31 protein-coding genes are annotated in these 26,231 nt (G+C 41.1%); 11 read left to right on the top strand and 20 right to left on the bottom strand.

What is annotated here, in order from left to right:
• Positions 1-28 precede the first annotated feature (28 nt).
• Both N7U62_RS04305 and N7U62_RS04300 read right to left on the bottom strand, forming a co-directional pair.
• Entirely contained in the window at positions 29-1,972 is a 1,944-nt protein-coding gene (locus N7U62_RS04305) for an OmpA family protein (protein ID WP_264136652.1), read from the bottom strand.
• A gap of 142 nt (positions 1,973-2,114) precedes the next feature.
• Positions 2,115-2,693 carry a hypothetical protein gene (locus tag N7U62_RS04300; RefSeq protein ID WP_264136651.1) on the bottom strand — a complete coding sequence of 193 codons (579 nt, stop codon included), beginning with the start codon at positions 2,691-2,693 and terminating at the stop codon, positions 2,115-2,117.
• A 466-nt stretch (positions 2,694-3,159) separates the two neighbouring features.
• Here N7U62_RS04300 and N7U62_RS04295 point away from each other — a divergent pair, with 466 nt between their 5' ends.
• Positions 3,160-4,953: a hypothetical protein gene (locus tag N7U62_RS04295; protein ID WP_264136650.1), complete on the top strand. Its 1,794-nt coding sequence runs from the start codon at positions 3,160-3,162 to the stop codon at positions 4,951-4,953.
• Positions 4,954-4,992: 39 nt separating this feature from the next.
• Here N7U62_RS04295 and arsN2 read toward each other — a convergent pair whose 3' ends face one another.
• Genes arsN2 through N7U62_RS04280 form a run of 3 tightly spaced genes read right to left on the bottom strand, consistent with a single transcriptional unit; the run spans position 4,993 to position 6,404 of the window.
• On the bottom strand, positions 4,993-5,427 hold the full coding sequence (gene arsN2, locus N7U62_RS04290; RefSeq protein ID WP_264136649.1) for an arsenic resistance N-acetyltransferase ArsN2: 435 nt from the start codon (positions 5,425-5,427) through the stop codon (positions 4,993-4,995).
• Positions 5,424-6,047: a DUF2306 domain-containing protein gene (locus N7U62_RS04285; RefSeq protein ID WP_264136648.1), complete on the bottom strand. Its 624-nt coding sequence runs from the start codon at positions 6,045-6,047 to the stop codon at positions 5,424-5,426. Before N7U62_RS04285 ends, arsN2 begins: the two co-directional genes overlap by 4 nt.
• A gap of 9 nt (positions 6,048-6,056) precedes the next feature.
• Positions 6,057-6,404 (bottom strand): tellurite resistance TerB family protein, encoded by a 348-nt coding sequence (locus N7U62_RS04280; protein ID WP_264136647.1) that lies wholly within the window; start codon positions 6,402-6,404, stop codon positions 6,057-6,059.
• Positions 6,405-6,519: 115 nt separating this feature from the next.
• On the opposite strand from N7U62_RS04280, the gene N7U62_RS04275 reads away from it, so the two are divergent.
• From N7U62_RS04275 to N7U62_RS04265, 3 genes are read left to right on the top strand one after another with little or no spacing between them, the layout of a single operon-like run.
• Positions 6,520-6,852 carry an ArsR/SmtB family transcription factor gene (locus tag N7U62_RS04275; RefSeq protein ID WP_264136646.1) on the top strand — a complete coding sequence of 111 codons (333 nt, stop codon included), beginning with the start codon at positions 6,520-6,522 and terminating at the stop codon, positions 6,850-6,852.
• Between the two features lie 12 nt (positions 6,853-6,864).
• Entirely contained in the window at positions 6,865-7,389 is a 525-nt protein-coding gene (locus N7U62_RS04270; RefSeq protein WP_264136645.1) for an ArsI/CadI family heavy metal resistance metalloenzyme, read from the top strand.
• Positions 7,390-7,400: 11 nt separating this feature from the next.
• On the top strand, positions 7,401-8,006 hold the full coding sequence (locus tag N7U62_RS04265; RefSeq protein ID WP_264136644.1) for a low molecular weight phosphatase family protein: 606 nt from the start codon (positions 7,401-7,403) through the stop codon (positions 8,004-8,006).
• 47 nt (positions 8,007-8,053) lie between these two features.
• Here the strand turns inward: N7U62_RS04265 and N7U62_RS04260 are convergent, their stop codons facing one another.
• The 3 genes from N7U62_RS04260 to N7U62_RS04250 form a co-directional block, all read right to left on the bottom strand.
• Positions 8,054-8,635, bottom strand: a complete 582-nt coding sequence (locus N7U62_RS04260; RefSeq protein ID WP_264136643.1) for a DUF4136 domain-containing protein — start codon at positions 8,633-8,635, stop codon at positions 8,054-8,056.
• A gap of 25 nt (positions 8,636-8,660) precedes the next feature.
• The gene (locus tag N7U62_RS04255) at positions 8,661-9,194 is read right to left on the bottom strand and encodes a hypothetical protein (protein WP_264136642.1); all 534 of its coding nucleotides are present in this window, start codon (positions 9,192-9,194) and stop codon (positions 8,661-8,663) included.
• 449 nt (positions 9,195-9,643) lie between these two features.
• Positions 9,644-10,657 carry an HAD family hydrolase gene (locus N7U62_RS04250; protein ID WP_264136641.1) on the bottom strand — a complete coding sequence of 338 codons (1,014 nt, stop codon included), beginning with the start codon at positions 10,655-10,657 and terminating at the stop codon, positions 9,644-9,646.
• Between the two features lie 449 nt (positions 10,658-11,106).
• Here N7U62_RS04250 and N7U62_RS04245 point away from each other — a divergent pair, with 449 nt between their 5' ends.
• Complete coding sequence (locus tag N7U62_RS04245; protein ID WP_264136640.1) at positions 11,107-11,655, top strand: hypothetical protein; 549 nt, start codon at positions 11,107-11,109, stop codon at positions 11,653-11,655.
• A gap of 37 nt (positions 11,656-11,692) precedes the next feature.
• On the opposite strand, the gene N7U62_RS04240 is transcribed toward N7U62_RS04245, so the two are convergent.
• From N7U62_RS04240 to N7U62_RS04225, 4 genes are read right to left on the bottom strand one after another with little or no spacing between them, the layout of a single operon-like run.
• On the bottom strand, positions 11,693-12,901 hold the full coding sequence (locus N7U62_RS04240) for a hypothetical protein (protein ID WP_264136639.1): 1,209 nt from the start codon (positions 12,899-12,901) through the stop codon (positions 11,693-11,695).
• Positions 12,898-13,254 (bottom strand): hypothetical protein, encoded by a 357-nt coding sequence (locus N7U62_RS04235; RefSeq protein ID WP_264136638.1) that lies wholly within the window; start codon positions 13,252-13,254, stop codon positions 12,898-12,900. Before N7U62_RS04235 ends, N7U62_RS04240 begins: the two co-directional genes overlap by 4 nt.
• Positions 13,255-13,281: 27 nt before the next feature.
• Positions 13,282-14,514: a hypothetical protein gene (locus N7U62_RS04230; RefSeq protein WP_264136637.1), complete on the bottom strand. Its 1,233-nt coding sequence runs from the start codon at positions 14,512-14,514 to the stop codon at positions 13,282-13,284.
• A gap of 33 nt (positions 14,515-14,547) precedes the next feature.
• Complete coding sequence (locus N7U62_RS04225; protein WP_264136636.1) at positions 14,548-15,213, bottom strand: C40 family peptidase; 666 nt, start codon at positions 15,211-15,213, stop codon at positions 14,548-14,550.
• A gap of 195 nt (positions 15,214-15,408) precedes the next feature.
• Between N7U62_RS04225 and N7U62_RS04220 the strand changes: the two genes are divergently transcribed.
• Entirely contained in the window at positions 15,409-15,984 is a 576-nt protein-coding gene (locus tag N7U62_RS04220; RefSeq protein ID WP_264136635.1) for a Crp/Fnr family transcriptional regulator, read from the top strand.
• Between the two features lie 74 nt (positions 15,985-16,058).
• Positions 16,059-16,646 carry a hypothetical protein gene (locus N7U62_RS04215; RefSeq protein WP_264136634.1) on the top strand — a complete coding sequence of 196 codons (588 nt, stop codon included), beginning with the start codon at positions 16,059-16,061 and terminating at the stop codon, positions 16,644-16,646.
• On the opposite strand, the gene N7U62_RS04210 is transcribed toward N7U62_RS04215, so the two are convergent.
• On the bottom strand, positions 16,643-17,020 hold the full coding sequence (locus tag N7U62_RS04210; RefSeq protein WP_264136633.1) for a DUF779 domain-containing protein: 378 nt from the start codon (positions 17,018-17,020) through the stop codon (positions 16,643-16,645). The genes N7U62_RS04215 and N7U62_RS04210 overlap by 4 nt on opposite strands.
• 67 nt (positions 17,021-17,087) lie before the next feature.
• Positions 17,088-18,611 carry an aldehyde dehydrogenase family protein gene (locus tag N7U62_RS04205; protein WP_264136632.1) on the bottom strand — a complete coding sequence of 508 codons (1,524 nt, stop codon included), beginning with the start codon at positions 18,609-18,611 and terminating at the stop codon, positions 17,088-17,090.
• A 205-nt stretch (positions 18,612-18,816) separates the two neighbouring features.
• Between N7U62_RS04205 and N7U62_RS04200 the strand changes: the two genes are divergently transcribed.
• Entirely contained in the window at positions 18,817-19,737 is a 921-nt protein-coding gene (locus tag N7U62_RS04200) for an AraC family transcriptional regulator (protein WP_264136631.1), read from the top strand.
• A 3-nt stretch (positions 19,738-19,740) separates the two neighbouring features.
• Here the strand turns inward: N7U62_RS04200 and N7U62_RS04195 are convergent, their stop codons facing one another.
• Both N7U62_RS04195 and N7U62_RS04190 read right to left on the bottom strand, forming a co-directional pair.
• Entirely contained in the window at positions 19,741-20,493 is a 753-nt protein-coding gene (locus N7U62_RS04195) for a L,D-transpeptidase family protein (RefSeq protein WP_264136630.1), read from the bottom strand.
• On the bottom strand, positions 20,462-21,277 hold the full coding sequence (locus N7U62_RS04190; RefSeq protein WP_264136629.1) for a YARHG domain-containing protein: 816 nt from the start codon (positions 21,275-21,277) through the stop codon (positions 20,462-20,464). Before N7U62_RS04190 ends, N7U62_RS04195 begins: the two co-directional genes overlap by 32 nt.
• Positions 21,278-21,334: 57 nt before the next feature.
• Between N7U62_RS04190 and N7U62_RS04185 the strand changes: the two genes are divergently transcribed.
• Together N7U62_RS04185 and N7U62_RS04180 are read left to right on the top strand one after the other, a co-directional pair.
• Positions 21,335-21,961 (top strand): DUF2306 domain-containing protein, encoded by a 627-nt coding sequence (locus tag N7U62_RS04185; protein ID WP_264136628.1) that lies wholly within the window; start codon positions 21,335-21,337, stop codon positions 21,959-21,961.
• Complete coding sequence (locus tag N7U62_RS04180; protein WP_264136627.1) at positions 21,958-22,665, top strand: M15 family metallopeptidase; 708 nt, start codon at positions 21,958-21,960, stop codon at positions 22,663-22,665. The genes N7U62_RS04185 and N7U62_RS04180 overlap by 4 nt, the downstream gene beginning before the upstream one ends.
• A gap of 14 nt (positions 22,666-22,679) precedes the next feature.
• Here N7U62_RS04180 and N7U62_RS04175 read toward each other — a convergent pair whose 3' ends face one another.
• The 4 genes from N7U62_RS04175 to N7U62_RS04160 all read right to left on the bottom strand — a co-directional run bounded on the left by N7U62_RS04175 (position 22,680) and on the right by N7U62_RS04160 (position 25,140).
• The gene (locus N7U62_RS04175) at positions 22,680-22,943 is read right to left on the bottom strand and encodes a Txe/YoeB family addiction module toxin (RefSeq protein WP_264136626.1); all 264 of its coding nucleotides are present in this window, start codon (positions 22,941-22,943) and stop codon (positions 22,680-22,682) included.
• On the bottom strand, positions 22,940-23,197 hold the full coding sequence (locus N7U62_RS04170) for a type II toxin-antitoxin system Phd/YefM family antitoxin (RefSeq protein ID WP_264136625.1): 258 nt from the start codon (positions 23,195-23,197) through the stop codon (positions 22,940-22,942). The genes N7U62_RS04175 and N7U62_RS04170 overlap by 4 nt, the downstream gene beginning before the upstream one ends.
• 73 nt (positions 23,198-23,270) lie before the next feature.
• Complete coding sequence (locus N7U62_RS04165) at positions 23,271-24,725, bottom strand: carbohydrate porin (protein ID WP_264136624.1); 1,455 nt, start codon at positions 24,723-24,725, stop codon at positions 23,271-23,273.
• A 28-nt stretch (positions 24,726-24,753) separates the two neighbouring features.
• Complete coding sequence (locus tag N7U62_RS04160) at positions 24,754-25,140, bottom strand: response regulator (RefSeq protein ID WP_264136623.1); 387 nt, start codon at positions 25,138-25,140, stop codon at positions 24,754-24,756.
• Positions 25,141-25,601: 461 nt separating this feature from the next.
• Between N7U62_RS04160 and N7U62_RS04155 the strand changes: the two genes are divergently transcribed.
• On the top strand, positions 25,602-26,144 hold the full coding sequence (locus N7U62_RS04155) for a transporter (RefSeq protein WP_264136622.1): 543 nt from the start codon (positions 25,602-25,604) through the stop codon (positions 26,142-26,144).
• Positions 26,145-26,231 lie beyond the last annotated feature (87 nt).

The raw sequence follows: 26,231 nt of genomic DNA, 5'->3' as shown, positions 1-26,231 counted from the left end.
AAAGCCGTCTCTATGAGACGGCCCGTATTTAAAATTCTACAATAACAAATTCGGTACGTCGATTGGCTGTTCGGCCTTCAGGTGTACTATTGTCTGCGATTGGGTTGGATTCTCCATAACCTTTAGACTGAAGTCTGCTCTGCTCTATCCCCGCCAATACCATGTAATCAACTACGGCATTCGCTCTAGCCTGTGACAATCTTTGATTGGCATCTTCAGCACCCACATTATCTGTATATCCACCTACTTCGATCACCATGGATTCATTGTCTTTCAACAGCTGAACTGCCTTATTCAATTCCACATAGGAGATTGGTTTAAGCTCTGCACGACCTGACTCAAAAAAGATATTGTTCAATACCACCTTGGTTCCTTTTTCTATCGGCTCTAGCAAGATATCCTTTTCGATTTCTGCATAGCTCGCATCTTCAGGTAGATCAAAACTCTGTGAGTAAAAGAAATACCCCTCCTTGGTAGCAGACACACTATAGCTACGACCTGCAGGCAATACAATCAAATACTCTCCAGTCTCATCATTACTTTTATTCAAGGCGATCAATTCTCCAGTTTCCAAATCTTCAACCAAAACAACCGCACCAATTGGAGCCGAATTGTTGGCATTGGCCACTATACCCTGTACTACAACAGATGGTTTTGGCTTTAGATGATCAGGCAGCTCCATTTCGAAAATATCGAAGTTACCTTCATCTAACCTAGAAGAGGCAAAATAGCCCATACCAGAAGCCGAAATACTAAAATTGGTGTCATCACCAGAAGAATTAATTGGCGCCCCTACATTGATTGGTATCCCCCATTTCTCATTTTCAAACAAGGAATAAAATATATCCGATTGACCATATCCTGGATGTCCTTCCGAAGCATAATACAGAGACTTACCATCAGATGCCAAATACGGACTCTTATCACTTAAAGGAGTGTTTACAATACTTCCCAGGTTACAAGGTATACCCCATTGACCATATTGATTTAAAGTAGTCATATAGAGGTCTGAATCCCCATAACCTCCATCTCGGGTAGAAGAAAAAATGATTCTGGTACCGTCAGAACTAATGGTAGGCTGAGAATCCCATGCCTCGCTGTTCACCACATTACCCATATTCTTTGGTTCGGTCCATTTTCCATTTTCAAAATAAGAAATGTACAGATCGCATCCTCCAATGCTTTCTTCACGACCACATCTTACATACACCATAGTCAAACCATCTCCAGTGAATGATGACCCAAAATCATCAGACATCGAATTAATTGGCTCTGGCATCAATTCTGGTTCTTGCCATTCATTGTTCTCAAAACTTGAGAAATAGACATCCTCCCCAAAATTGGTCAAACGAGAACTATCTTTGATATAGTCAAACCCACCTTGTCTAACACTGGTAAAGTAAAGTCTGGTACCAGTTGGATTAACCTGTGGAGTGTAGTCATGTAGTTCAGAATTCACTTTGGTAAGTGGCTTAGGTTGTTCCGTGCTATTGCTGGATGCTCTGATCTCAGGGCTTCTCTTAGCATACTCGATCCTGTTTTTTGCCAAATGTTTAGTAGCCATTTCTTTTGGCTCATCTGGAGTCATATCATAAAATTTCTGGTAATAATCCTGTGCTTTCGATAGTTGCTCCATATTCACATATGCATCAGCTATGTGTTTATAAAGCATCGGGTTATAATCAGGATTAATGGACTCCAACTTCTTGAAACAATAGATCGCACGATCAGGATTTTGATCCGCTACGAATGAAAGACCTGCATAGTACCAGGAGTTTTCATGAGTGCTCCTGTATTTCAGAGCTTCCTGAAAATTCTCCACAGCACCTTTGTAATCTCCTTTTTTGTAATCCGAGATTCCCCCTCTGTAGGCATTCTTAAATGCTTCATTTAGACTAGTGGTTTGAGCAGTAGCTACCTGCCCGAGCACCATGAAAAGCGCTATTATGTAATAACTGATTGATTTCTTCATGAATTGATATCGTTTGATTAATTCTAAAGTTAGGACTTTTGTTGAAAAAAAGAAGCAAATATAAGATTGCACTTTGAACATAGCGCTATATGATGATTTTAATATTAATGCTTGATCCGGGCTAAAGGCTTACTGCATCGCTTCAAATGAAAACCTTTGGTCCTGATTGTAGTAAATCCTGAAATTCTGAAGGTCCATCAACATATTCATCTTTGAATCCATCCAGTTCATCCTTAGTTTCAGCTGAAAGTAGTTCGACCATCTGATCCAACACAGAACCTGCCACCATGTATGGAAACTCAGAAAAGACCAATTGATCGCCAACACAGGCCGCATAAATCTGACATTCTGAGACTTCAGAAACAGCTTTACCAGAAACTATACAGTTTTCGATCCATTTATAAGCCTGTAAGGGATAGGCTTCATTCATTTGATGCCGATGCTTGTTCAAGTCCATGTTTTGAGCAAAAAACTCCATCAACTTGGCCATTGAGTCTTTTGACATCATTGTTTTCATGCTCTCAGCGCAGTTCATGCACATCGCATATTCGAAAAGCGTCGAGTAGGAATCATAACTACCATATGGTTTCAATGCTTTCTCGATGATATAAGGTCGATCCCCTCGCATCAAGTCGCTTTCACATTTGATGCATTTATCAAAATAAGCTCCGGTAAAATCACATCGAAATATTTTGGGTATATCTACAATTCTGGATGTCATATAAATAGCTATTTGGCTCGAAATTACATTTTTTAAGCAAACGATAAGTCTAATCCCCATTCTATTAACAGATGGATTTGCCCCTCAAAATGAGTAAACCTCTACGATTTCGATCAATTAAGGAGATAATACCAGTTGAATTTGAAAGCTATTCAAAATTAATTTTGAATTTAAGCATCAGAATCACTAAATTCACTGGCAATCAGCAACCTATAAATGATCAGATATTAATCCATCTTTATATTATTACCCCCTAATTCGTGGAAGATTAATTGCTATGGTAGTCTTCCCTAAAGATGTCCAAACCTCCTACTCAGGAGGTTTGTTTTTTTATCAAACAATAAAAAATTCAATCCGAAAGACCAATTCACACCTTGAGCAACAATAATTGTAAGATCAAGCGTTTGGTAGTAAAACTAAAATTGAGCTAAATTCAACATATTTGCAGATCGATAAATAGACAGCTATGAGAAAAGTTTTACTGGGATTAATATTCTTAAACCTACTGCCTTTCATCACTCTTGCTCAAGAGACAGAAGAAGAGGATCCTTTTGCAGAATACTCTTATCTCTGGGAAGATCTGGATAAAAAGAAGAAAAAGAAACGCAAACAAAAGGAAGAGGATTCACAAACACAGGAAGTGGCTCCTGCTGCAGACACCCTCATCACTGAAGAAGCACCCGTGGTATCAGACACGTTGCAACAAGAGGAAGTAGCTGTAGATTCTTTGGACAACTCCCCTGCTATCGCCTCTGACACCACTGTCCAGCAAAAATACATCTTTGTAGACTCTACTACTATCGAGGAAGAAACAGGTCCAACAGCTGATGAGCTAGCAGAACTGGAACAACAAAAACAGATGCAGGACTCGTTAAAACAAGCTAAAAAAGAGGCCCGCAAAGAAGAACGGGACAAAAAGAAAAAAGATGAAGAACCTGCAGAGGATTTCCGAGCAGGTCTACCTCCTATGAATAGCTCTTCATCAATCAACGGAGGTTTTACTTACACCATGATTGACGGCAAAGCCTATGCGGGTCTAGTACTGGCTCCAGAGCTCAACCTGGGAAAAGTAGGTGTAGGAATTGATGTGCCTATCCTATATGGCATAGACGACCAAAAGATTCGAACTGAAATGTTTGAAGACGGCGTGGGAGTCGCAAGACTCATTCGTTACGTCAGGGTTGGGCAACAAAAAGTAGACCCGATTTACGTAAAAGTAGGGTCTTTCTCCAATACCATGATTGGATACGGAGGATTGATCAACAATTACTCCAATAGTATCAGCTATGAAAAAAGGAAGATTGGATTACACTACGATTTCAACTTTAGAGGTTTGGTTGGGCTCGAGGGATTATATTCTGACTTTGATCCCGCCTCCTTCAACTTATTTGCTGTAAGGCCTTATGTTCGTCCTATGAGCTGGACGGCCATTCCGATCGTTAGAAGCCTTGAGATCGGCGGATCTTATGTCTCAGACAATGACCAAACCAAACTACTAAGTACAGAATCTGGGGTAGCGACTAGCTATGCATTGACCCAAGAAGGTATATCAGCATTCAACTTTGACGCTGGGATGACGCTTCTTCGAATTCCTTTTATTCAAATCGATTTGTTTGCCAACTATTCAAAACTCAGTGTCCAAACGGATGCCCTATTGGATTCTATTAATACTTTACAGACCAGTGGTTCGATCATGATGCCATCAAGTGAGTTTGAAGATGGTTCCGGTTTCAGTGCCGGATTAAACTTCAGGTTCCATTTCATTGCAGACCTATTGAGTACTGATTTACGAATTGAAAGACTGAATTATTCTGATTACTATCTTCCTCAGTTTTTCGACACCTACTACGAAATCAACAAGGACGCCAAAATCATGTCGCTAGCAACCGCTGAAAGCATGCATGGAATCTATGGAAGTCTAACGGGTCATGTACTAAAAAAATTGAGTCTGGGAGGCAGTCTGATGATTCCAGATAAAATCAGTGAATCCGCTCCTGCTACAGTCACCCTCAATGCAGATGTGGACAGGTTATTTGACAAATTTTCGATACATGCCAAGTATTTCAAAGGTGGCTTGACTGATTTGGGAGATGCATTTACCTTGGACGAAAGATCATTGGCCAAAGTGAGATTTGTGTATCACTTGAATCGATTCATAGTCACAGGCGTTGACTATTTCTACAGTTTCACACCTACTGAAGATGGTTATAAAGCCACGCAATATGTCTCGCCGTATTTTGGAGTGAGCATTCAGTTGTAAGAAATCAGAAAGCCATCTTTTTGGATGGCTTTTTTTCTTTCAAATGGCTTTAAAAAGCACTTCAGCTGAATCAGGGCAAAGGGCTGAAAACTGCTCAGAGGCCCGTACACCTTCTGGGACTTCCTCTCTATCCATTTGAGAATAGCCGAGTCTAAGAAAGTATGCTCCAGCCGATGTGGTCAATAGATACAAAGAACGAAAGCCCTGCATTTTGGCCTCTGTTTCAAGGCAGTCCACTAAGGCTCTAGCAAGCCCTTGTGCTCGGAAATCATCATCAACCACCAATGACCTCAACAATCCCACTCCCTGACAAGACTCTAATCCTATACAGGCAATCAATTTTGATTCCTTTTTGATTCCAAAAAAATTGATCTTACCCTTGTTCAAATCATCAGATGTGAGTTTGTTGGATGTCAACAATGAAACTACTTCTGGCAAATCCTGCTCGTCCAACCTCTGTATCGAAATATTCATGATCTCCTATTATTAATAATGATCGCCACTGCCAGATTGGGAACCCAACAGAGCCAGGCCACAATTTTATAAGCAACAATGAATTCATCTAGGCTGAGCGCCAATATAGGAAGCCAAATTCTAAGCGTCACGGCTGCCATGGTCAAAGCATAGCTATATATCATCCATTCCTCATGCTTCTCTAAGCTACCTAATTTCACTTTAAAATAGGCATTGGCAGTGGAATAAACCCATAAAAAACCCAAAGTCATAAACCCTAATGAGGAAACCCAGCCTCCATTGGCATAAAGGCCTATGTAAATCCCGGAAACTCCAGATAATAGCACAGAAAGAACATAGACTCTCCCCACCCTTCTATGCCAATTCAGATATTTGCTTCTAAGTTTTTGAATGAACTGTGGCCAACCTATCAGTAATGCCAGACCACCTAAAGCGATATGTATGTAAAAAGCCCATTGCCAAAGCGATTCGTTCAGCAGATCGACCGGCTTGCTAGATAGAAATCCAGCATTAGCATTTTGTGTTAAATATATAAGAGGATATAATCCAATAATCGTACACAGGAAGCACAACAAATACCAAAGACCTGACTTGATTCGAGAGCGAGAGGCAGTACCCATGGCTCAATATCAATTCAGCAAGTGGGTTTTGAATTTATCTATCAAAACCTTCTCTTCTTGCACCACCCCATCATGCGCTTCTGCCACCTTTTCTAGCAAATCTATGAATTGCTCATAATGAGAACGGACATCATATCTACAAAATACCGACATGGCCTCCTCAAAAATACCATCTGCATCTGAATCCAACTCTCTTTCGACCTCAAAAGACAATTCCAACTCTTGAGCCCACTCGTGATCATCTATTACCTTGCGAACCACGGCTAGCTCTTCCTCTTGAACTTCGCCATCGCTTTTGGCTACCGCATATAAGATTTTACCAAATGTGTCTAAAAGTTCTTTGTCTAATTCAATCATGGGGCTTTATTCTTGATATTGGTAAATATAACAGGATTGAGAAAAAGCAGGGAGCAGGCTCAAATTATTTTAATCGCTATTTGTGATTCATATTACAATATTGTAATATTACTATATGGGAATAACCAAAACTGAAGGCTTTGCCATCAAAACCTTAGAAATGGCCGAATTGATTAAGTCAATTGGTCATCCAGCACGCCTTGAAATAGTTAAATTCCTGGCCAATAGCCCTTCTTGCATCTGCAACGATATTGTGGATGAATTGCCTTTGGCTCAGCCCACCATTTCGCGACATCTATCGGAACTAAAAAAGGTTGGACTGATCAAGGGAAGTATATCTGGTAATAACATTTGTTACTGTCTGGATGAATCTAAATGGAGCGAATTACAATCATACCTAAACCAAATTACCGAAACACTCAAAACAAGCAGTGAATGCTGTGATTAAATCACTTTAAAAATGAACAACTCTAATTTCCCCAGAATGCACGTCTCTTTCTACGTGTCAGATATCACAAGTACGGTTAATTTCTACTCTACCTTTTTTGGGAAGCCTGCCAATAAAATAAGGAAGGGGTATGCCAAATATGTATTAGATGCTCCTGCACTCATCATATCATTCATAGAAAATAAAGATCGAGTCAACAGCGCATTTGGTCACCTTGGTTTCCAGGTTGAAACAAAGGAAGAAATGGAAGAAAGACTGAGTATCGCTCAAAAACAAGGAATAGTCGACAGAGAAGAAATCGGCACTTCATGTTGCTATGCTGTTCAGGATAAGTTTTGGGTCAACGACCCGGATGGTTACCAATGGGAAGTATATTATTTCCACAAGGATGCTGAATTCAACGACCCCAAATATGATGAAGCGGATGCTTCTGCCTGCTGTATTGTTACAGAAACAGTAGAATCCAAACCAAAATTGAATCTATCAGAAATCAAAAAAGAAGAAGCTAGTTGTGAGCCTGGATCTGGCTGCTGCTAAGCATACGTCGTATGAATACACTTAATCAATATATCGAATCGGTAAAAGGAGAATTCGATTCTATCACACCAGAAAGAAAACAATTATTAGAAAAGATAGCTGCATTTGTTAAAGAGAAACAGGCTAATGATCAAATAGCTAATCTAACCCTAATCTGTACGCACAATTCACGCAGAAGCCATTTGTCACAGGTTTGGACACAGGTAGCAGCGAGACACTATGGTCATGCTAATGTATTTGCGTATTCGGGAGGTACGGAAGCTACTGCCCTCTTCCCTTCTGCAGCAGAGGCTCTCGAAAAGGCTGGGTTGCAAATCAAGAAGCTATCTCATGAAACAAATCCAGTTTATGCCATCAAGTATGATGAAAATGAACCAGCTATCATTGCCTTTTCGAAAACCTATGATGACCCATTCAATCCACAAAAGGGATATGCTGCTGTCATGACCTGCAACCATGCTGATGCCAACTGCCCGGTGATTCCTGATGCAGAAAGATTTTCATTACCTTTCGAGGACCCTAAAGCTTTTGATGGTACTCCTCAGCAACAAGAAAAATATGAAGAAAGATGTAGAGACATTGCCAGAGAGCTGCTCTATACTTTCTCACTGATATAAATAACAAAACAGCCCTGAAATTGAACTTCAGGGCTGTTTTGTTCTAATTAACTCTCAGGCAGGATCGGAAATTTCTTCATCAATTTTGCGATCTTTTTATTGATGTCTTTCTCTCTTTTGTTCGGCTTGCTTTTCACTACTGTGGTGATCACACCTTGCCATATCAATGATTTAGTTTCCGTATCGTATAGGTCCAAAACTAATGTTCCTTCGTTATAATCAGTTTCTGTGTAGGTGGTGGTAGCTGTACCCATTCCTCCATAACCATAGCCATAGCCATAGCCCCATCGTCCTCCATAACCCATGTTATTATTATAGGTTGTATAGGAAGACTTACTGGTTTTCTGATCAACTGACACGAATAAAGTAACAACCGCATCTGCGTTATCTTCTACCAATTCCAATCCCCTAGCGTCAAATTGAGATTTTAGCGCAGATAAAACCCTTTTCTTATCTATTTGGTTTATTGCTTCATCACTATCTTCAACCCATCCCGCAAACTTGTAAGTTTTTATTTTAGAAAAATCAGCATCCTTGTCATAGTCACTTTTTATTTGAGAATAAGTAGGATTGACAAATGCGCAGCAGAGCAGTAGCAGCACTCCCAGACTTAATAATTTACTTTTCATAGTTTCTATTTAGTTTAAATTAGACTTAAAATATTTTTGCAACACCCAGGCCAAAAACCCAGGAATCATATGCATCAAGCTTAAAATCTGTCATCACATTGACAGCCAATTCCCAGTTGTTGATCAACTCCCATGAATAGTCAGCCCCTACTCTGATTAGTGTCAAATTTTCCTCCGGAGCAAGCTCGGTACCACCTCCAGCCAGGATAGTAAGATGTTTGCCAATCTTCCTACTTCCCACCACTACCAAAGCTACAGGTCTTGTTCGATCCAATTTGATTTGATTTTCACTTTCGTATTCAAAACTTTCAATTACCATTTCCGAATGTAGACCGATCGACCAATTGGCATTCAAGCGAAAATCATAATCTAAACCCCAACTGGGTAAAACAATCCATGCTTTATCTCCTTTTGAATTGAATCCATTCGCAACATGCGTATGGCCCAATACTATCATTACTTTATGTCTATGAAACTCCTCTGAAGATCCTGATTCTTCTTGGGCCCATAGCTGAGAGTACAATAGACTGAAAAACAAAACTAGCCATATTCTTTTCATTATTTTATTCATTTTACCATCCAGAACCAAAATCACATTAGAACCTGACAGATCTACTCTTATTAGCAGGCCAGGCCAAATTTTCGGAACAAAAGTTACCTAAACCCAGCACCATAATTATACACCCAATCTGCACCTGAAAAACCTTGTTCCTCCGAAATGGCTTTAGCAACTCCAGTAAGTGCAAACGCACTCCATCGTAAACTAAAATCATATCGCTGTTCTGTTTAGACCTGAAAGGCCTGAACACCTTGATATCGAGATCTGAGTACACCTTCTCAATTGAGCTGGCATTATAAAAATGTGCATCATCAAATACTTGTCTACCAGTGTCACATGCAATATTGCCTTTTATCATCCTTACCAATCATCAAAATTTGAAATGCCACAATTATTAATAACTCAAGAAGAATCTAACCTATGTAGATCTAAAGGGTAATAGCATCATACTATTTCAATTCAAAAGGATAAATCACCTTCCAATCATCTTTCATACTTATTAATTTCCACCCTTTATTATTGGCTACATCTAAAGCCTCATCAAATTTACCCACATGCGAATCTCGATCGTAAGCAAATTCCCTTTCACTGTCTGTATGATGTACATATAACATCATACTGGGACCTTCTCCGGCAGCAGTCCATTGCTGCATAGCTAAGTCTCCATCAGAATTGCCCGCACAAAGAATAGGCCTACGACCAATAAAGCGCCAAATCCCTACAGGTTTGCCCTCCTTATCATCAATAAAATCAATTGAAGGCTTCCTAATAATAACAGGGTTATCCCCTTGCATCACCAGCTCTGTTTTAATACTACTACCAACTACTTGATCTCTTGGTATCCCATAAACATCTTCTACCCATGGCCTCATAAATTCAATCCCACCACCAGAAACTATAAAGGTTTTAAATCCATTTGACCGTAAGTAAGTCAACAGCTCTAGCATGGGTTGAAAAATCAAATCTGTATAAGGACGGTCAAAATGAGGATGACGGGCAGAACTAATCCAATCCGTTACAAACTTCTCAAACTCATCTGTACTCATACCTGCATGACTGGTCATTAGGATTTCCATCAACTCCTTCATCCCAAAACCAGAAAGAGTTTTCATGTCATTAGTAAGGATCGCCTGATAGGGCTGTTGCTCTTGCCATTCAGGATGATTCTCTGCCATATCACGTATTCTGTCCAAGGCAAAGAATAACTGAAAGTATAGGGGTTGCTCTGACCATAACGTGCCGTCATTGTCAAACACTGCCACACGCTCAATTTCAGGCACAAAATCCTTACTGGCAGTATCAGTAACAGACTCTACAAAAGATATAATAGCACTTTTGTTCTCACCTGAATTCCATGATGGTAATGGATCCTTAATTGCCTGCTCAAGCGTTTGAGGCTTTTGACTGCAATAAGAATGCAATCCAGCATATATGTTTGGGGAGAAGATGGTAATTTTATTCATAAAAGAAACAGAACCAAGCTAAACTTCCTTACTGATTTGTTTACTCTTTGAAAATAAACACTTTACAACAAATATTTAATTGTTTCATATTAATCTTACATTAACAAGTCTTCATACTGCCTAAACAATTATTCCACTCAATTTCAACGGCTTGTATTCTCAGTTTAGACTGACGTCAATCCCTTAACACAATTACCACTACGGCTTTATATATCCTGAACAAACCACAACTACACAAACAATATCCATAGTGGTCAAACCAAGAGCATCACACTCAGAGATAACCTGATAAACATAAATATATAAACGCCCCATTTATTTGTAGAAATTGAGCAGAACTATCATTAATAAACTCTTCCTGAAAAGGAATCCTGAAAAAATTAATTTGGAACAAGCGATTTTGGCATCATTTTTCCATGAATATTTACCATTCAACAACAATATGAACTATGAATAAGCTAAGTATACTTTCCCTTCTTTCCGCTATGATTCTTTTTTCTTGTCAGGGACCTCCTGGTCCAACAGGCAGACCAGGACAGGATGGACTGGATGGTGTCAACGGAGAAGAAGGATACACCTTCGAATATATATTGGACTTTGAGGGACCAGATTATGCAGCCTTATTGGACCTGCCCGTTGACTTTGTCATGTATGATTCTGATGTAATGCTCGTTTATCTACTATGGGAGGTAGAACAGGATGGCACTGAAATATGGAGAGCGTTACCACAAACTCTTTATTTTCAAGACGGTATGTTAAGCTACAATTATGACTTTACTAAATACAATGCATCGATTTTCCTAGATGGAACAGTAGCTTTAAACACTTTACATTCAGACTGGACCCACGATTGGATCGCCAGGGTTGTAGTAGTCCCAGCGCAGTTCGTAAATGCACGAACGACCATAGATTTCAACAATTACAACGAGGTAAAAGAATACCTGAACCTCTCAGATTCGAAACTCGCATATCCAGGATACACCAAAAGACCTGAATAAAAACAAGGGCTTCAAACAAATGAAGCCCTTGTTTTTTCTATTTCACATCCACGTCCATCGGACGAAATAGATTATAATTGATACCGAGAATACTAAAGAAGCCCGACTCCTGGGTGATACCATTGGCGTAATTCCTGCCCAAACTGGCACTGACGAAAATGGATTTAGACAATTGATAGTTGGCATTGATGGCCAATCGATAAGTAAAGTCCTCTTCTACCCTGTTGATAGGCTGACCAGTTGAATTAAGATCCATGAATTGAACTTCATACCATCGAGCTACCCCTTCGAAAGACAAACTGATATTGTCCACGTCCTTCACAAAGCTAAGCCCCAGATCAAAGTTAGAGGCAACAGAATCCAACGTAGAGCTCATGTATCGCGCAGAAAACACAAATTGATTGTCTTCGTTGATTTTTTCTGAGGCAGTAGCCCAAAAACCCAACTTCCTTATTCCACCCTCCTGACCGACTTGCTTCGTTTGAAAAGAAGAAGCTCCTCCCAACTCAATAATCAGACCTACTCGCTCTCTGGTTTGTTCAATCAACTTTTCATCGATATTCTTCGATAAATAAGCCTCATTGATTTGCTCAGCAAACGCTCGGATTTCACTTACATCATTACTCGCATCTGTTGTATAATTATCGTCTATTTCCAAAACTACCTTCATCAACTCCTCCTTCATCTTTTGATCATAGCCAGCCTGAGTCAGGTTCAGCAATAGCTGATCTATTGCAGCCTTCTTATTTTTGAAGCGCATAGCCATAGCTCGCATGGCCAAAATCAATGAAGAAACACTGGCTCTTGATCGAACTTGCTCAACCGCAGCAATAGTTTCATCAGACAGGTGTCCTTGTAGCAATTGAAACCTGAAGCCCGCACCCATAAAAGACTGATTAAGAGCTGTATCCTGAACATTGGCAAAAGAAATCCTAAAAGTTTGTTTCATGGTCTGCCAGGTGCCCGGATTCACATACTGTTCATATGTTAAACTAGGTTTGCTTTGAAGCCAATAGGGAGCAAATTCCAAACCTATATTCGGATTCAACTTGCCATTTTCATCAAATGAACTCATCAGTTGAGTGGTCAATTCCGAAGGGCTGGTAGGTCTCAGTACCGAAGTGGGTTCAAAATCCAAAATGGCAAAAGCAGGACTACTTGGGACTTCATGATGAATATTACTTTCCTGACCATACAGGCAATGGACCCCAAACAAACAGAAAATCAGCCACAATGATCTTCTCATATCAAGTCAATTATTAACGTATAACCTACCACATCCTTGTCCTTGTCTACTTTTTTGGAATAAGGCCCAAAGGTTTTCAAATCATCCCCACCTTGTTTCAATAACAAAGTAAAACTGGTCCAGTTCGTATCTGCATTCGTATCGACTACTGTACAGGTAGCAATCAATTGCTTCCCCTTCAATCCAGCAGCTTCTCCTATTTCTACCTCACTATCTTGGCCCAGCAGATTGTTTCCTAAAAACACACTGTGACCACCTGTCTGTCCATTCCCAATTGTCAATTTTGCACGAATCACTCCATGATCAGGCAGCTGCACCTGGTCTTCAATATCTACATAGCTCGTCTTACTCATTTTTATTAATTTATATACAATTATGAATTACTTGGTTTGCATCGTCCCTCTCAATTTCATGAGTTTGCTCAATAGGTCGAACCAGAAAGGCGCTCCCAGAGAAACCGCCAATGCTGTGATCAAATAGCCTCCCGGGTGGGACAATAGCAACCAAAGCATGTAATGCAGTTTATCAATCCATTCTACAGTCACATGCCCTTCTTCCTGTTCAACTTTCAACACACGATTGGCCAAGGAGACTTCCACCCAATCCGGACAGACGATTTTAGAGTTACTTATTTGCAAGGAATCCGGCAACCAGCCTCCCAACCCCAAAACGCTATGGGCACTCGTCATATCTGCTTCCAATGAATTTTTGATCGCAAATAAGGTATCAAGTCTTTGATTGTAAGTCATCGCATTCGTATTGTAATCCTTCAGTGTAGCTATACTAGCCGAGTCAAATCGACTCGTATCATTGAGTAAGGTAGAATCCTTAGAGATCAAGGCAAAATCCGCATATCGGTTATTTTCTATGTAAGCACCAGCGAGCTCGACTACTTTGTCTCTGGCATCTTTGTCGTAGGATAGCTTCTTGATGATCGTAAAGGTATCCGCATTGAATATCCAGGCCATCATAAAACCAATGATCAAGAGTATTTTTTGCATGCGCTGTTTATACCATTCGGTAGTTTGATCCATCGTTCGATCAAACCAATTTTCTAACTCATGTTTGAATTGAATCACTTGCTCCTTGCCATCGTCTATTCGGTTTTGACAATCTTCAAAGATTCCTTTCACATAGGCTGCCGTACTTGGACCCAAAATTCTATTTACATCCTGTACATAACCATCTAAATCTGGCTTAGACACACTCAATTTAGACAAGCCACTTTGGATCTTCTCTAATTCCGTATCCCCCTCTCCTAAAGCCTTAATTCGGTCCAAAAGCACCTTACTGAAATTAGAGGACTGAATGGCAGATGGGTTCAAAGTCGCCTTTCTCCCAAGATATTTGACTTCCTGATGGTCGTAAAAATTCCTGATCAGAAAATTAGAGACCTTCTTGGGCATGATATTGCAATGTACCTTGATATTGGTGAGCCATCCTTCTTTATCATCCTCATCGTTGATCATTCTGTTGATGGCCTCTTTGAGGTTTCTGGCACGAAGACTCAGGTTAGTCGCTACAATCTCTGCAATCAGAGTAGCAAACAAGCTATATAGCAAATAGATGAAGACCAATCCGATCACCACATCTAAAGCAACACTTCCAGTCATAGGATATAATTTGAAATGATAATTCTAATAAAATTAAGCTTGAAGCAATGATTCGATAACAGTCTTCGAATCATTACCATAGACCCCGTCTACGGTCAATTGATTGTTGGCCTGTAGCAGCTTCAAAGCACTCAGTGTTTTGTTGCCAAATGAACCATCAGGATCACCACAGTTGTAACCCAGCTTATTGAGAATTTGCTGCAATTGAATGACTCCTTCTCCCTTATCATCCTTTCTAAGATATGGATCAGGGATCGAAATACTCACTTCTGCACCTACTCTCCGAAAACCTAGCACCTTTTTGGTATCATAGCCGGCCACAGACACTGCATTGCCTTGATTACCGCCAAGACAAAATATCTTCTTTTTATCTTGAGAATGCCCCAGGTAAAAAGCCACATGACCTTTCCAGGAATGAATGCTCTCCCGCCAAAAGACCACTATATCTCCGGGCTTTGGGTCATCGGAGCTATCCTTACCCACTTGCATCCAGCTTCTGGCATTGGCTTTTCCGCTCTTCTCATATTTCAGTTGATCACAGCAGAAATTGACAAATATGCTGCACCATGGGGTTTCATCGTCTCGTACGCCTGGAAAGTTTCTTTGCTGTGCATATTCGACAATTCTCGGATTGTGCTCAGCTCCGGGTATCTCAGTAGTACCCAGTTCCACAAAGGCAATTTGTAGTAATTTACTCATGTTAGGTAGTTTTGGTTAGTTAAATCTACGGGCTCCAATTGCCATTATCTAATGAACAATCAAAATATACCCTATTTTAGGGATCAGTAAATATATAAAAAAGAGACGAACCAAATCAATCTTAACCTTATAGCTCCAATCAACCATTAAATCCAACAGGTCAATCCAATTGATAATCAACAATTTCCCATACCGATGAGCAGTCAAATCAAATCCATTATCAATGACACTTTCCCAATCTCTGATACGGCATTTCGGCTGATTGAAAAGCACCTCGATTATCAGCATTTGGAGAAGAATACGGACTTCATCGTCCGTGGAAGAAAGAATAATTTGGAGTATTTCATACTCAACGGTATCTGCAAGAGTTTTGTCCTCAACCCTGACGGAAAGGAGATTACCATTTCGTTTTTCATGACCCAAAGCATACTATCCCCCAGACAAATCAGAACGACTGCAGATCGATCCAATTTGAGTTTCAGATCACTTACTGATTTGGAAATAGCTACCATCCCGGCAGACACATTCGAAAACCTGATGATCGAAAATCTGGAAATCAGAAACTTTGCCAACACGGTACTACAACAAGAATTGATCAGAAAAGTACAAAAGGAAATCGGATTGGCATCTTTGACTGCCAAAGAAAGACTATTGGCCTTTCGGCAGGATTATCCCGGGCTGGAAAACTTCATCCCACACAGCGACATAGCCTCATACCTTGGCATAACTAATATTTCATTGAGCCGACTCAGAAGTGAATTGGCACGTTAGATGGTTTTTTATCATTTGTTAATGGAGCGGATTTGGTCACATGCTAGCTTTGAATTGTAATTAATTCAAAACGCATGAAAAAGCTATCTATCAATCGAACCCCCAGCATATCCCATATATTCATTCTATTCTTAGGTTCTCAGCTGGTTTTAGGTCTCATGTTTGCTTTCACCTTTCCTGTCATTCATAGCCAGATGGGAGACCGCACTTTTGATTTGAGGACCTTTGGATATTCAGTTAAAACTGCACAGTCCCTGGTTGACAAATTGGATGCAAGTACTGCCCAATTCTATTTGTTTCCTCAACTCTTCCTATTGGATCTTATTTACCCTTTTTTACTCGCACTCTTTCTATATACCTTTCTGCTGAGGTTGAAGAATCTGACCGGATTAGCGAGTCAAACCTGGTGGCTTTGGATAAGAGTATTGCCTTTTGTTGCCATGGTATTTGATTATCTTGAGAATCTAGGCATTGCTATCATGATCACTCATTCAGGCCTACTTCCCCCTTCCCTCGTTCGATTGACCAGTGCATTTACTGTAACTAAAGGCCTGTTCACAACCTGCAGCTGGATAGTTGCTCTTGCACTCTGCATTGCCTGGTTTTGGCAAAAAATCAAATCCTCAAATAAAAGGTTAGACCATAAAAAAATAGAAGTCTAGACTTTACTCTCCGTGGCGAGCCGTTGACTTTCTTCTTCACTAAAGAGTCGTGATCTGATGATAAATCGAACACCCATAGGAATCTCCAAGGAAAAACTAGAACCTCTGCCAGGCGTAACATCAAGGGTCAGATGCGTGTGCTTCCAATATTCATATTGATCTTTGGACATATAAAATGGACAACCTTCGACCACCCCTAATTTCACATCGGAGGAGCCGATCAAGAACTCTCCTTCTTCAAAACACATGGGTGATGATCCGTCGCAGCAGCCCCCACTTTGGTGAAACATGAGCTCTCCATGTTTGGTTTTGAGTTCTGCGATGACTTTGGCGGCTTCTTCTGTGATGGATACTCTTTCTATATCTTGTTTCATATCTAAAAAAATAATGGAGAGAAGCCTGAGCTCCTCTCCAACCATTATTGACAATTGACGCTATCTGCTAAAAAAATCCTAGCTTCTTTTTATCGTAAGAGATCAGCATATTCTTAGTGTTTCGGTAGTGATTCAGCATCATTTTGTGTGTCTCTCTACCAAAACCTGATTTCTTGTACCCACCGAAAGGCGCATGAGCAGGATAGGCATGATAGCAGTTGACCCATACACGACCAGCCTTAATCTCTCTCGGCATCTGATAGATCTCGTGTGCATCTCTGGTCCACAAACCAGCCCCTAATCCATACAGCGTATCATTCGCAATCTCCAGCGCCTCCTCTGCATTCTTGAAAGTTGTCACAGAAGTAACCGGCCCGAAAATCTCCTCCTGGAAAATTCGCATCTTGTTGTGCCCCTTGAAGATGGTCGGCTCGATGTAATAGCCATTTTCTAATCCGCTGTTCAAATTAGCAGCGCCACCGCCACATAGTACTTCGGCACCTTCTTTCTTACCAATATCCATATAGGATAGTATTTTCTCATATTGATCGTTAGAAGCCTGAGCACCCATCATGGTGTCGTCTGCTAGTGGGTGACCGAGTTTAATCGCTTTGGTTCGTTCAACGACTCGTTCCATAAAGCGATCATAGATCGATTCATCCACCAAAATTCTGGATGGGCAGGTACAAACCTCACCCTGATTGAGGGCAAACATGACGGCTCCTTCTACACACTTGTCAAAGAACTCATCGTCTGCATCTGCTATGCTTTTCATAAAAATATTGGGAGACTTACCCCCTAATTCCATAGTAACGGGAATCAAGTTTTCGGAGGCGTACTGCATGATTAGTCGTCCTGTTGTAGTCTCTCCTGTGAAAGCCACTTTAGCCACTCTTGAAGAGGTAGCCAGGGGTTTTCCTGCTTCTGGACCAAAACCAGTGACCACATTGATCACCCCCGGCGGCACCACATCAGCTATCAATTCCATCAGTGCCATGATACTCGTTGGCGTTTGTTCAGCAGGCTTCACTACGGTGCAGCAACCAGCCGCTAATGCCGGAGCGATTTTCCATGTGGCCATTAGCAGAGGAAAGTTCCAGGGAATAATTTGTCCTACCACTCCTAATGGCTCCTGGAGGTTGATACTCACCGTATGCTCGTCATGCTCAGACATGGTACTTTCGTCCGCACGAATAACTCCAGCAAAATACCTGAAGTGATCCACGCACAAAGGCAAATCTGCTGCTCGGGTTTCTCTTAGCGCTTTACCATTGTCCAGCGTTTCGATTCGAGCCAGTGTTTCCAGATTCTCTTCTATGATGTCGGCAATTTTGAGAAGGACATTGCTACGAGCGGCAGCCGAAGTTTTGGACCAAATAGGAAAAGCCTTGTGCGCGGCATCCAAGGCTTTGTTGATATCGACTTCATTGCCGCGAGCCGCTGTGGTCATGACCTGACCATCTACTGGACTAATGTTGTCAAAGTATTCTCCGGAGTTGGGCTTGACCCATTCTCCACCAATAAAATGGTCGTACTGAGTTTTCAATTTTGGGCGATCGACGACCTGATAAGGTGCAGTTAATGTTTCCATAAGTATGTATAGTCTTTTGATTAAATAATTATGCTTTGACCAATTTCATGATATCAAAATGACTTCTGTTTGCTCTGAGTCTAAATCCTTTTGCTCTGCGTCTATTCCTTTAAAAAATCCGCAACATCACACCTTATATCTGCTGGATTTTTTGCATATTGTTAGTTACCAGCTTTTTTATTGAGAGATTACAAAGCATGATGATATGAAAAAGTTTCTGATAGATTCATTTCCTACCCGTGATGAGCGTTCACTTTTTACGTTGGTGGAGAACCGAACTGCCTATTCTTATGACATGTGCGAACTCAATCTATTCGAGACCCACCGTCAGGCCGAGAATGTGAATTTAATGTTTGATCATTTTGTACTCACTAGCATGCTGAGCGGTAAAAAGGTGATGAAACTGCCAGAAAAACCTTCATTCGATTATTATCCAGGAGAATCGGTCATACTGCCACCCGGAGAAATGATGAGCATCGATTTTCCAGAAGCCAAAAAGCACAACCCCACACAATGTATCGCGCTGACCATCTCAAATGAAGCCATCGTGAAGACAGTAGACGTTCTGAATGAGGTTCACCCTAAGGCACAAACCTGGGGTCAATGGAACATAGACCCATCCATTTTCCACCTAACCAATAATATGGAGCTATCCGACACCATCAATCGCATCATTCGCATCACCAAAAGCGAACAGGGCAAGGCCAAAGACCTGATGGTCGAATTGACCTTAAGAGAAATGCTGATTCGCTTGATGCAAACACAAGCAAGAGTCGTTTTCGAAAAGTCCTATGCCCTACTCTCGTCAAGCAATGCGCTGGCCCATACCTTACATTACATCAAAAACAACCTGCGTACTAAAATCGATATGAACAAGCTCGCAGATCAGGCATGTATGAGTCGCGCGAGTTTTTTCAAAAAGTTCAAGGAGACCATGGGAATCACTCCCTCCCAATATATCCAAAAGGCACGCATCCATCTGGCGCAAGAGCATCTGAAAGCTGGAAGCACCAGTATCTCCAAAGCTTGCTATGCTTCTGGATTTGAAAACCTATCGCATTTCACCAAAAGCTTCAAACAGGAAGTAGGAATGACGCCCAAGGAATGGCAGTTGCAATACGCCTAAAGTCTAATTCCATTTCAGATTTGGCAAATCTGACTTTGATATCTGAATCAAAACGGGGCTTTTGCCAGGTTCTAACCAAGCCGCCAGGGCTAACAAATTTTCTTTTGACATAGCCGTACAGCCCAGGGTAGCAGAACCGGGACCTCTCCATACATGGAGAAAAATGGCACTTCCTTTTCCAGGGACTGCAGGGCTTTGATTGTGCTTAACCACTATTCCGAACTCATACAAGTGATCCTTTCTCCTCATTCTTTCATAGGAAGTCCAAAATGCCTTAGGATTATTTGCCTGATTCAAAGGAATGCTTTTCCAGCTATTATAATCCTCCGACTGACTATCATCTATGAAATAATCTCGATCCGTCGCTTGCCGATAGGGATAGCTCGTTTCAATGAGGGATGTCTCTGCATACCCAAAAGAGGTCCCCAAAAGGAATATACCTGCTGGCGCCTTCCCGTCTCCTTCGACTTTTTCCGGCTGTCTGCTTTCATGCAAGCCTTTACCCCATGCCAAACCATTTTTACCCAGTACCACAGGTATGGGCGTTCCTACTTGCTCCCATTCACTTTCCACTCTTTCGTATCGTACCAGTTGGCCTGTCGTAGCATTATTGTTGGCAGACTGTACCCAAATGATCTGGCTACACGATGCTGGAACATCCAGTCCATTTAGACTTGATTGCGCACTTAATTCGGATAGGAATACCAGGGAAATAAGTAAAACCCTAGCGACCATAGGAGTCATAGTAGTCATCATAATACTCCTCATAATTGTACATCATATCAATATTATGCGCCTCTACCTCAGTGAGCTTGTCTCGTACATCTATGGACATAGGGATGTACCAGTCTTTCGCATCAAATATTCTTCTGATTTTGATATTCTGAAAGCTATATCCATGTCTCGCATAAATTTCATTTCTCCTCAATTCAATTTCTTCTGGCAATAGATTCATGGCGTATGCTGGTTCGAGATATTCCGAAGAGGTTTCTGGGTAATCACCGGACTTCCTATCGTATTGAAAAGCTCTTTTTTCTAATTGATAATTCTTCGCCGAAACGGTATTTTTATATGGTGCCCAGGACCCTGACAGAGACATATCTGACAAGTCTATGGTAAACGTAAATTCACCATCATATTTATCATCTCCAGGCTCGAACATTTTGATAGCGAACAAACTATCGGAAAAACTTTTAATTGTTCCTTTGATGGGTCTAAAATTCCCTGCACAGACACTATGTCCGTAAATAGAATCACCCTCAATATCCGAAATGGCAATGTTAATTTTGTTCTTTCCAAAAGCCCCAACCCAATAGCCAAACAAAGGATTTTCTGAAGCATCTATTTTGTAGATGTTCTTTTCAATGATCTTTTGTGATTGAGGTTTGGCTGGACCAATTAGCCTCGGATCCCTTTCCAACTGCAACCCAGCCTCCTGAACGGTAGCTTCAGCTTTTATCTCTTGTTTCTTCTTAGGTGAAGAGCAGCCTAAGAATAGACTGGCCATTAACATTGCGGCAAGCAGAATATTAAATTTCATAGCAATTTGAGTTCAATTAATACTGAGCAAAATACTATAAATTCGTAGTTCGACTCGATGAGATTCAAAATAAATATCGCTTTACTTTCCTTCTTTAGCTTTTTGATGCTGAGGATTACCTTGCCCTATCTGGCATTTGATGACCATACGGCATTCCTGAGAATCAAGCAGTGGGTCATCGACAATTCACTCTGGAAAACCGCATTCTATATTCATGTACTTAGCAGTATGTTTTGTCTCATAGCTGGGTTCACCCAATTCTCTAACAAAATACTTACCCGATATCCAGTATGGCATAGAACCATGGGGCAACTCTATGTGGGCGTAATTCTATTTTTATCTGGTCCTTCTGGCTTGATCATGTCCATTTACGCCAATGGCGGCTTCATTTCTCAATTAGCATTTACCAGTTTGAGTCTCTTATGGCTGTACTTTACTTTTCAAGGATATTACCAAATCCGAAAAGGTAACTTATCACTGCATCAGCAATTCATCATTAGAAGTTACGCCCTGACCTTATCCGCATTGACTCTTCGTGCATGGAAATGGGTGATCGTACTGCTCCTAAGACCTCACCCAATGGATGTCTACCAATGGGTGGCCTGGCTAGGCTGGGTCCCCAACCTGCTGATAGCCGAATGGTATATCAGAAATAGCATGAAAAAATCAATCGCTCTAAAATGAACCAAATACGAAATTTAACTCTTTTACTGCTCCTTAGTATTTCCGCTTGTCAGCCAGCCGAAAAACAACAAACCTCTACTGATCAAATAGAAGTTGAAAGCATTCAAGTAGCTCCAGATGAACCCAGATTCGAAGCTCTTGACATCTCCAATTGGAGTGATTCTAGTTTTGTGGATCTGAGCCTTCTTTCCAATTCTTTTGTATATGATATGAAATATGCGGGCTTGGACAACTTCCTCAAAGAAAAAGTCTACCCATGTGCTCATTGTCTATTGAGAAAGCCTGTAGCATTGGCATTGATAGAAGCCAACGACTCTTTGGCCCAACACAACATGCAAATTCTGATATTCGACTGCTATCGCCCCCTATCAGTGCAAAAGAAGATGTGGGAAATATATCCCAAACCCAGCTATGTCGCCAATCCCAAATATGGATCAGTTCACAACAGAGGCGGTGCTGTAGATATTGGTTTAGTGTCAGATGCAGGAGAGATTGTTGACATGGGTACTGGATTTGATCATTTTGGTCCGGAAGCACATCACAGCTATAGCGATTTACCCATTCAAGTAAAGGACAATCGAGCCTTACTTCGATCGATCATGATGCATTTTGGATTCAACCCTATTCGTACCGAGTGGTGGCATTACAACTATCAGGACAACAAAAAGTTCGAAGTATCAGACTTCCCTCTGGACTGTAATTGATCCGGACAGACTATTCAGGACTCGTTCAATCGGCATTGAATGATCTCGATACGATCACCGTTGATTTGATAGACCAAACGATGCACCATATTGATTCTTCGGGTCCAGATGTATTTCAAGTCATAGCTCAGGGGCTGAGGATAGCCCTTGCCTTCGTAAGGGGATTTCGCGATATCCAAACATAATTCATCAATCATCCGCTTGATATCTGGACTATTTTTTTGCCAATGAATGTAATCCAACCAGGCCTGTGAAGAAAATTTGAGTCCGGCAATCATGAGGTTTTAGGTAAACTCTTTTCAAATCCCGCTCCACCTTTTAGTTCGCTCAAGGATTCAAAAATCCTATCTGCATTTCTAGGGTTACGAAGTAAATAGAAAGTTTCGAGCATGCTATCATAATCGGCCTTAGACAAAACGACCACATCCTGACCATGTGCCCGAGTCACCAGCAATGGCATTCTATTATCCATTACTTTGTCCATATAAGATTTAAGATGTTGGCGAAAATTGGTGTAACTGGTATGTTCCATAGCTTTGATTTTTTAACAATATAATCAAAGCTGTACATAATATCGTACTATTTAACTATCTAATTACCAACAGTTACCATGTCCACCATTCAGCCTTTACACCAAAATAGTATCCCCAACGATCTGAACCGACCAGCTGAAGATAGGGCGAATACCGGGCATTCATGGCGGCATCATTGTAGCGAGCAGCAGAAGCCACAAACCTAAGGTGGGGACGTGCCCAAACGGATCGAGCTCCGGTCGGCGCTAAAGTAGGCACCAGGCTCAATTTTGTCATGGCATACCAGGGTTCATTACCATCCTTCCTTTCCGAATGATGGAGCTCCGCCTGCAGATGCAGTTGATCGGTCAGGTACTTTACCGCCTTTACTCCCAGTGTCCAATCGGTTTTCGAGTTATAAACTTCCCTACCTAAATAGGTCTCGGCCAACCCATTGGTACGAGCAGCCCCTTTGCTCCTATTCAATACTCCGTAGGCATTCAGGCTCCAACTTTCTCCGAAATTGACTAAGAAATGATCTACGATATGCCAGGAATAGGCATCCTTGAACTCATAGGTATCCAGATTGGCTGCCCCGAAGGTATTCCAGGTGCGAGAGTTACCACCATCCCCTCCATTGGCAATTCCTGATCCATATCGAAGGGCCAGATGATTGAAAGACCCTGCTGATAAACCAGCGATTTCATTCCATTGATGTTTTACCCCTAGTACCCATCCATCATCTCCTGGGTAAGAAGCTATGATATCTGGATCGTTGATATCTAATTCTTCATCAGAGGGGTCCCCCATATGATGCCATTCTCCCAAAACCGTCAATAGATCATTTTCCTTGAGATGAAAATCATGCTCAAAGGCAGTCACTATTCGCTGCCTTAGTTCCAGTCCAGGTGTTCCAGATTTGATATTCAAAAAGAAATAGGGAGGAACCGTGGATGTCGTATCTGAGGATGAAACAAAAATGGCACTGACTCTAGAGTTCTTGTACTCCGCCCCAAAGCCCTGACCCGAATGATCATTGAAATAAAAATAGTCAGCCATATGCACGTCTCCTCCCCGATACAATCGAGATCCCACCCAAACATTCAAGTTAGGCACTAGAACATGCCTGGCCTCTATGAAGATCTCAGGAAATGCCAGTGTCAGACTGCTGAATGCATCGCCTGTGCTCGAATTGCCAAAATATTGAAGGTTATTAGAATATAGAGCAGAGCGAATTTGTACTACGATCTCGGTGGAATCTTTCGGATAGTTTTCAGGCTTGATGTAGAACGCTACCCCAAGCTCCATATAATCCTGCTCCTCCATTCGCCCTCCGATACTTCCCATACTGTTCAGGTTCAGTCGGCGACCTTCGGTAGACTCAATGGTCGGCATCCAACCCACACCGATTCGACCATAGCTCCCCAGACCAAAATCTAAATGATCGGTTTCTAAAAACCTTTGATAGGCAATGGAAGTCTGTGCAATAAGAAGTGGTCCTGAAAAAATCAGTAAAATTAAAAGTCCAATCAGGTATTTGGCTTTCATCTTTGGTTAGGTTGATTAATGAATAATGCTACGAATTGAGTTCCCTTTTACATATTTCAATCAATCGGTCCTTCTTCAAAGGTTTGACAAGGTAATCCTTGATTAATTCAATGTTTTCTGCTTTGTCTATGTCCCTGTAGTCTATCGAAGAAGACAATATATAAATAGGCACAATCTCTATTCCCAACTTTTGATAATTCTCAATGAACTCCCAGGCATCCATGATAGGCATGTTGATATCGAGAAAAATTAAATCAGGCAACTCTACATCTTGGCGCAATTGCTCGATGGCTTCCTCCCCATGTAAGAACATATGAACATCCACATCGGAATCGAAATTGCCCAACATTTTTTTCATGATCCTTTGTAAGATCGGATCATCATCGATCACATATACTTTTCGCCTTAATTCCATTCTGATTTTATGTGTTAACACAAGAGTTTCCAATATACAACAACTCCTATTATTTGGTCAACTCAAAACATCATTTTATCTCACCCATTTTTCAGTATTGCCAATATTGTTTCATAAAAAAAGCGCCTCCGAACCACCAGAGACGCTATAAACCAGCTATTCAATCGACATAAAATCTTTTATTCAATAAGAACCCAAACTATGTTTCCCTCTCAAAGATTCTGATTAGAAATTCACTTACATATAATTCAAATGGTTGACTTCTTCTAATCGCATACCCGTTCAAATACCTGATTATTAATCCCTGTGCTTATCCATTCAATTGATAGTTTCATCAGTTTATTTCTGGCATTCAACACATTTCAAAATAGTAAGGCAGACAAACACAATAGCATTGCAAGCCTAACATCAGCTATACCCTCTTTGTGATTAAGGGCAACAACCAAAAACAAATAATTGTTATGAAGAGACTTTATTTTTCGACTATTGTATTTTGCCTATTTGGCATCAATCAGATTTATGCTCAGGGCTGTGTAGCCATCCGAGGCTTTAGTGGCTGTGCTTCTGGCATGGGCAACACCTTCGGAGTTTCAGAAGGTGAATTTTTCACTTCCGCTGGTTTTCGATACTTCAAATCATTCAGACATTTTAGAGGAGCTGAAGAGGAACACGAGCGAATCGAACAAGGTACCGAGGTAATTAACCACAGCTATTTTCTTGACCTATCCATCAACTACGGTATTACAGATCGCCTCTATGCAACAGCCATTTTGCCTATGCTCTACCATGACCGGTCCTCGATGTACGAACACGGCGGTAATCCTCCCAATGGGCTTGGCGAGCGCCATCATACCAGCTCATATGGCTTGGGAGACATCCGCTTGGGAGCGGGATATTGGCTCCTAGACCCCAACCAGTCTAACAAACACAATCTCGCATTCGGGCTTGGTGTAAAACTCCCTACCGGAAAGTATGATTATAAAGACACGTTTTATAATCAGTGAGACAATCGAGATCAGGAAGTAGAAGCAGTTGTAGATCAATCAATCCAACCAGGCGATGGCGGAACTGGGATCACGGTAGATGTTCAA

Origin of the sequence: Reichenbachiella ulvae, from assembly GCF_025833875.1 — a bacterium.
GTDB classification, from domain to species: Bacteria; Bacteroidota; Bacteroidia; order Cytophagales; family Cyclobacteriaceae; genus Reichenbachiella; species Reichenbachiella ulvae.
This window is presented reverse-complemented; position numbering and strand designations above follow the sequence as displayed.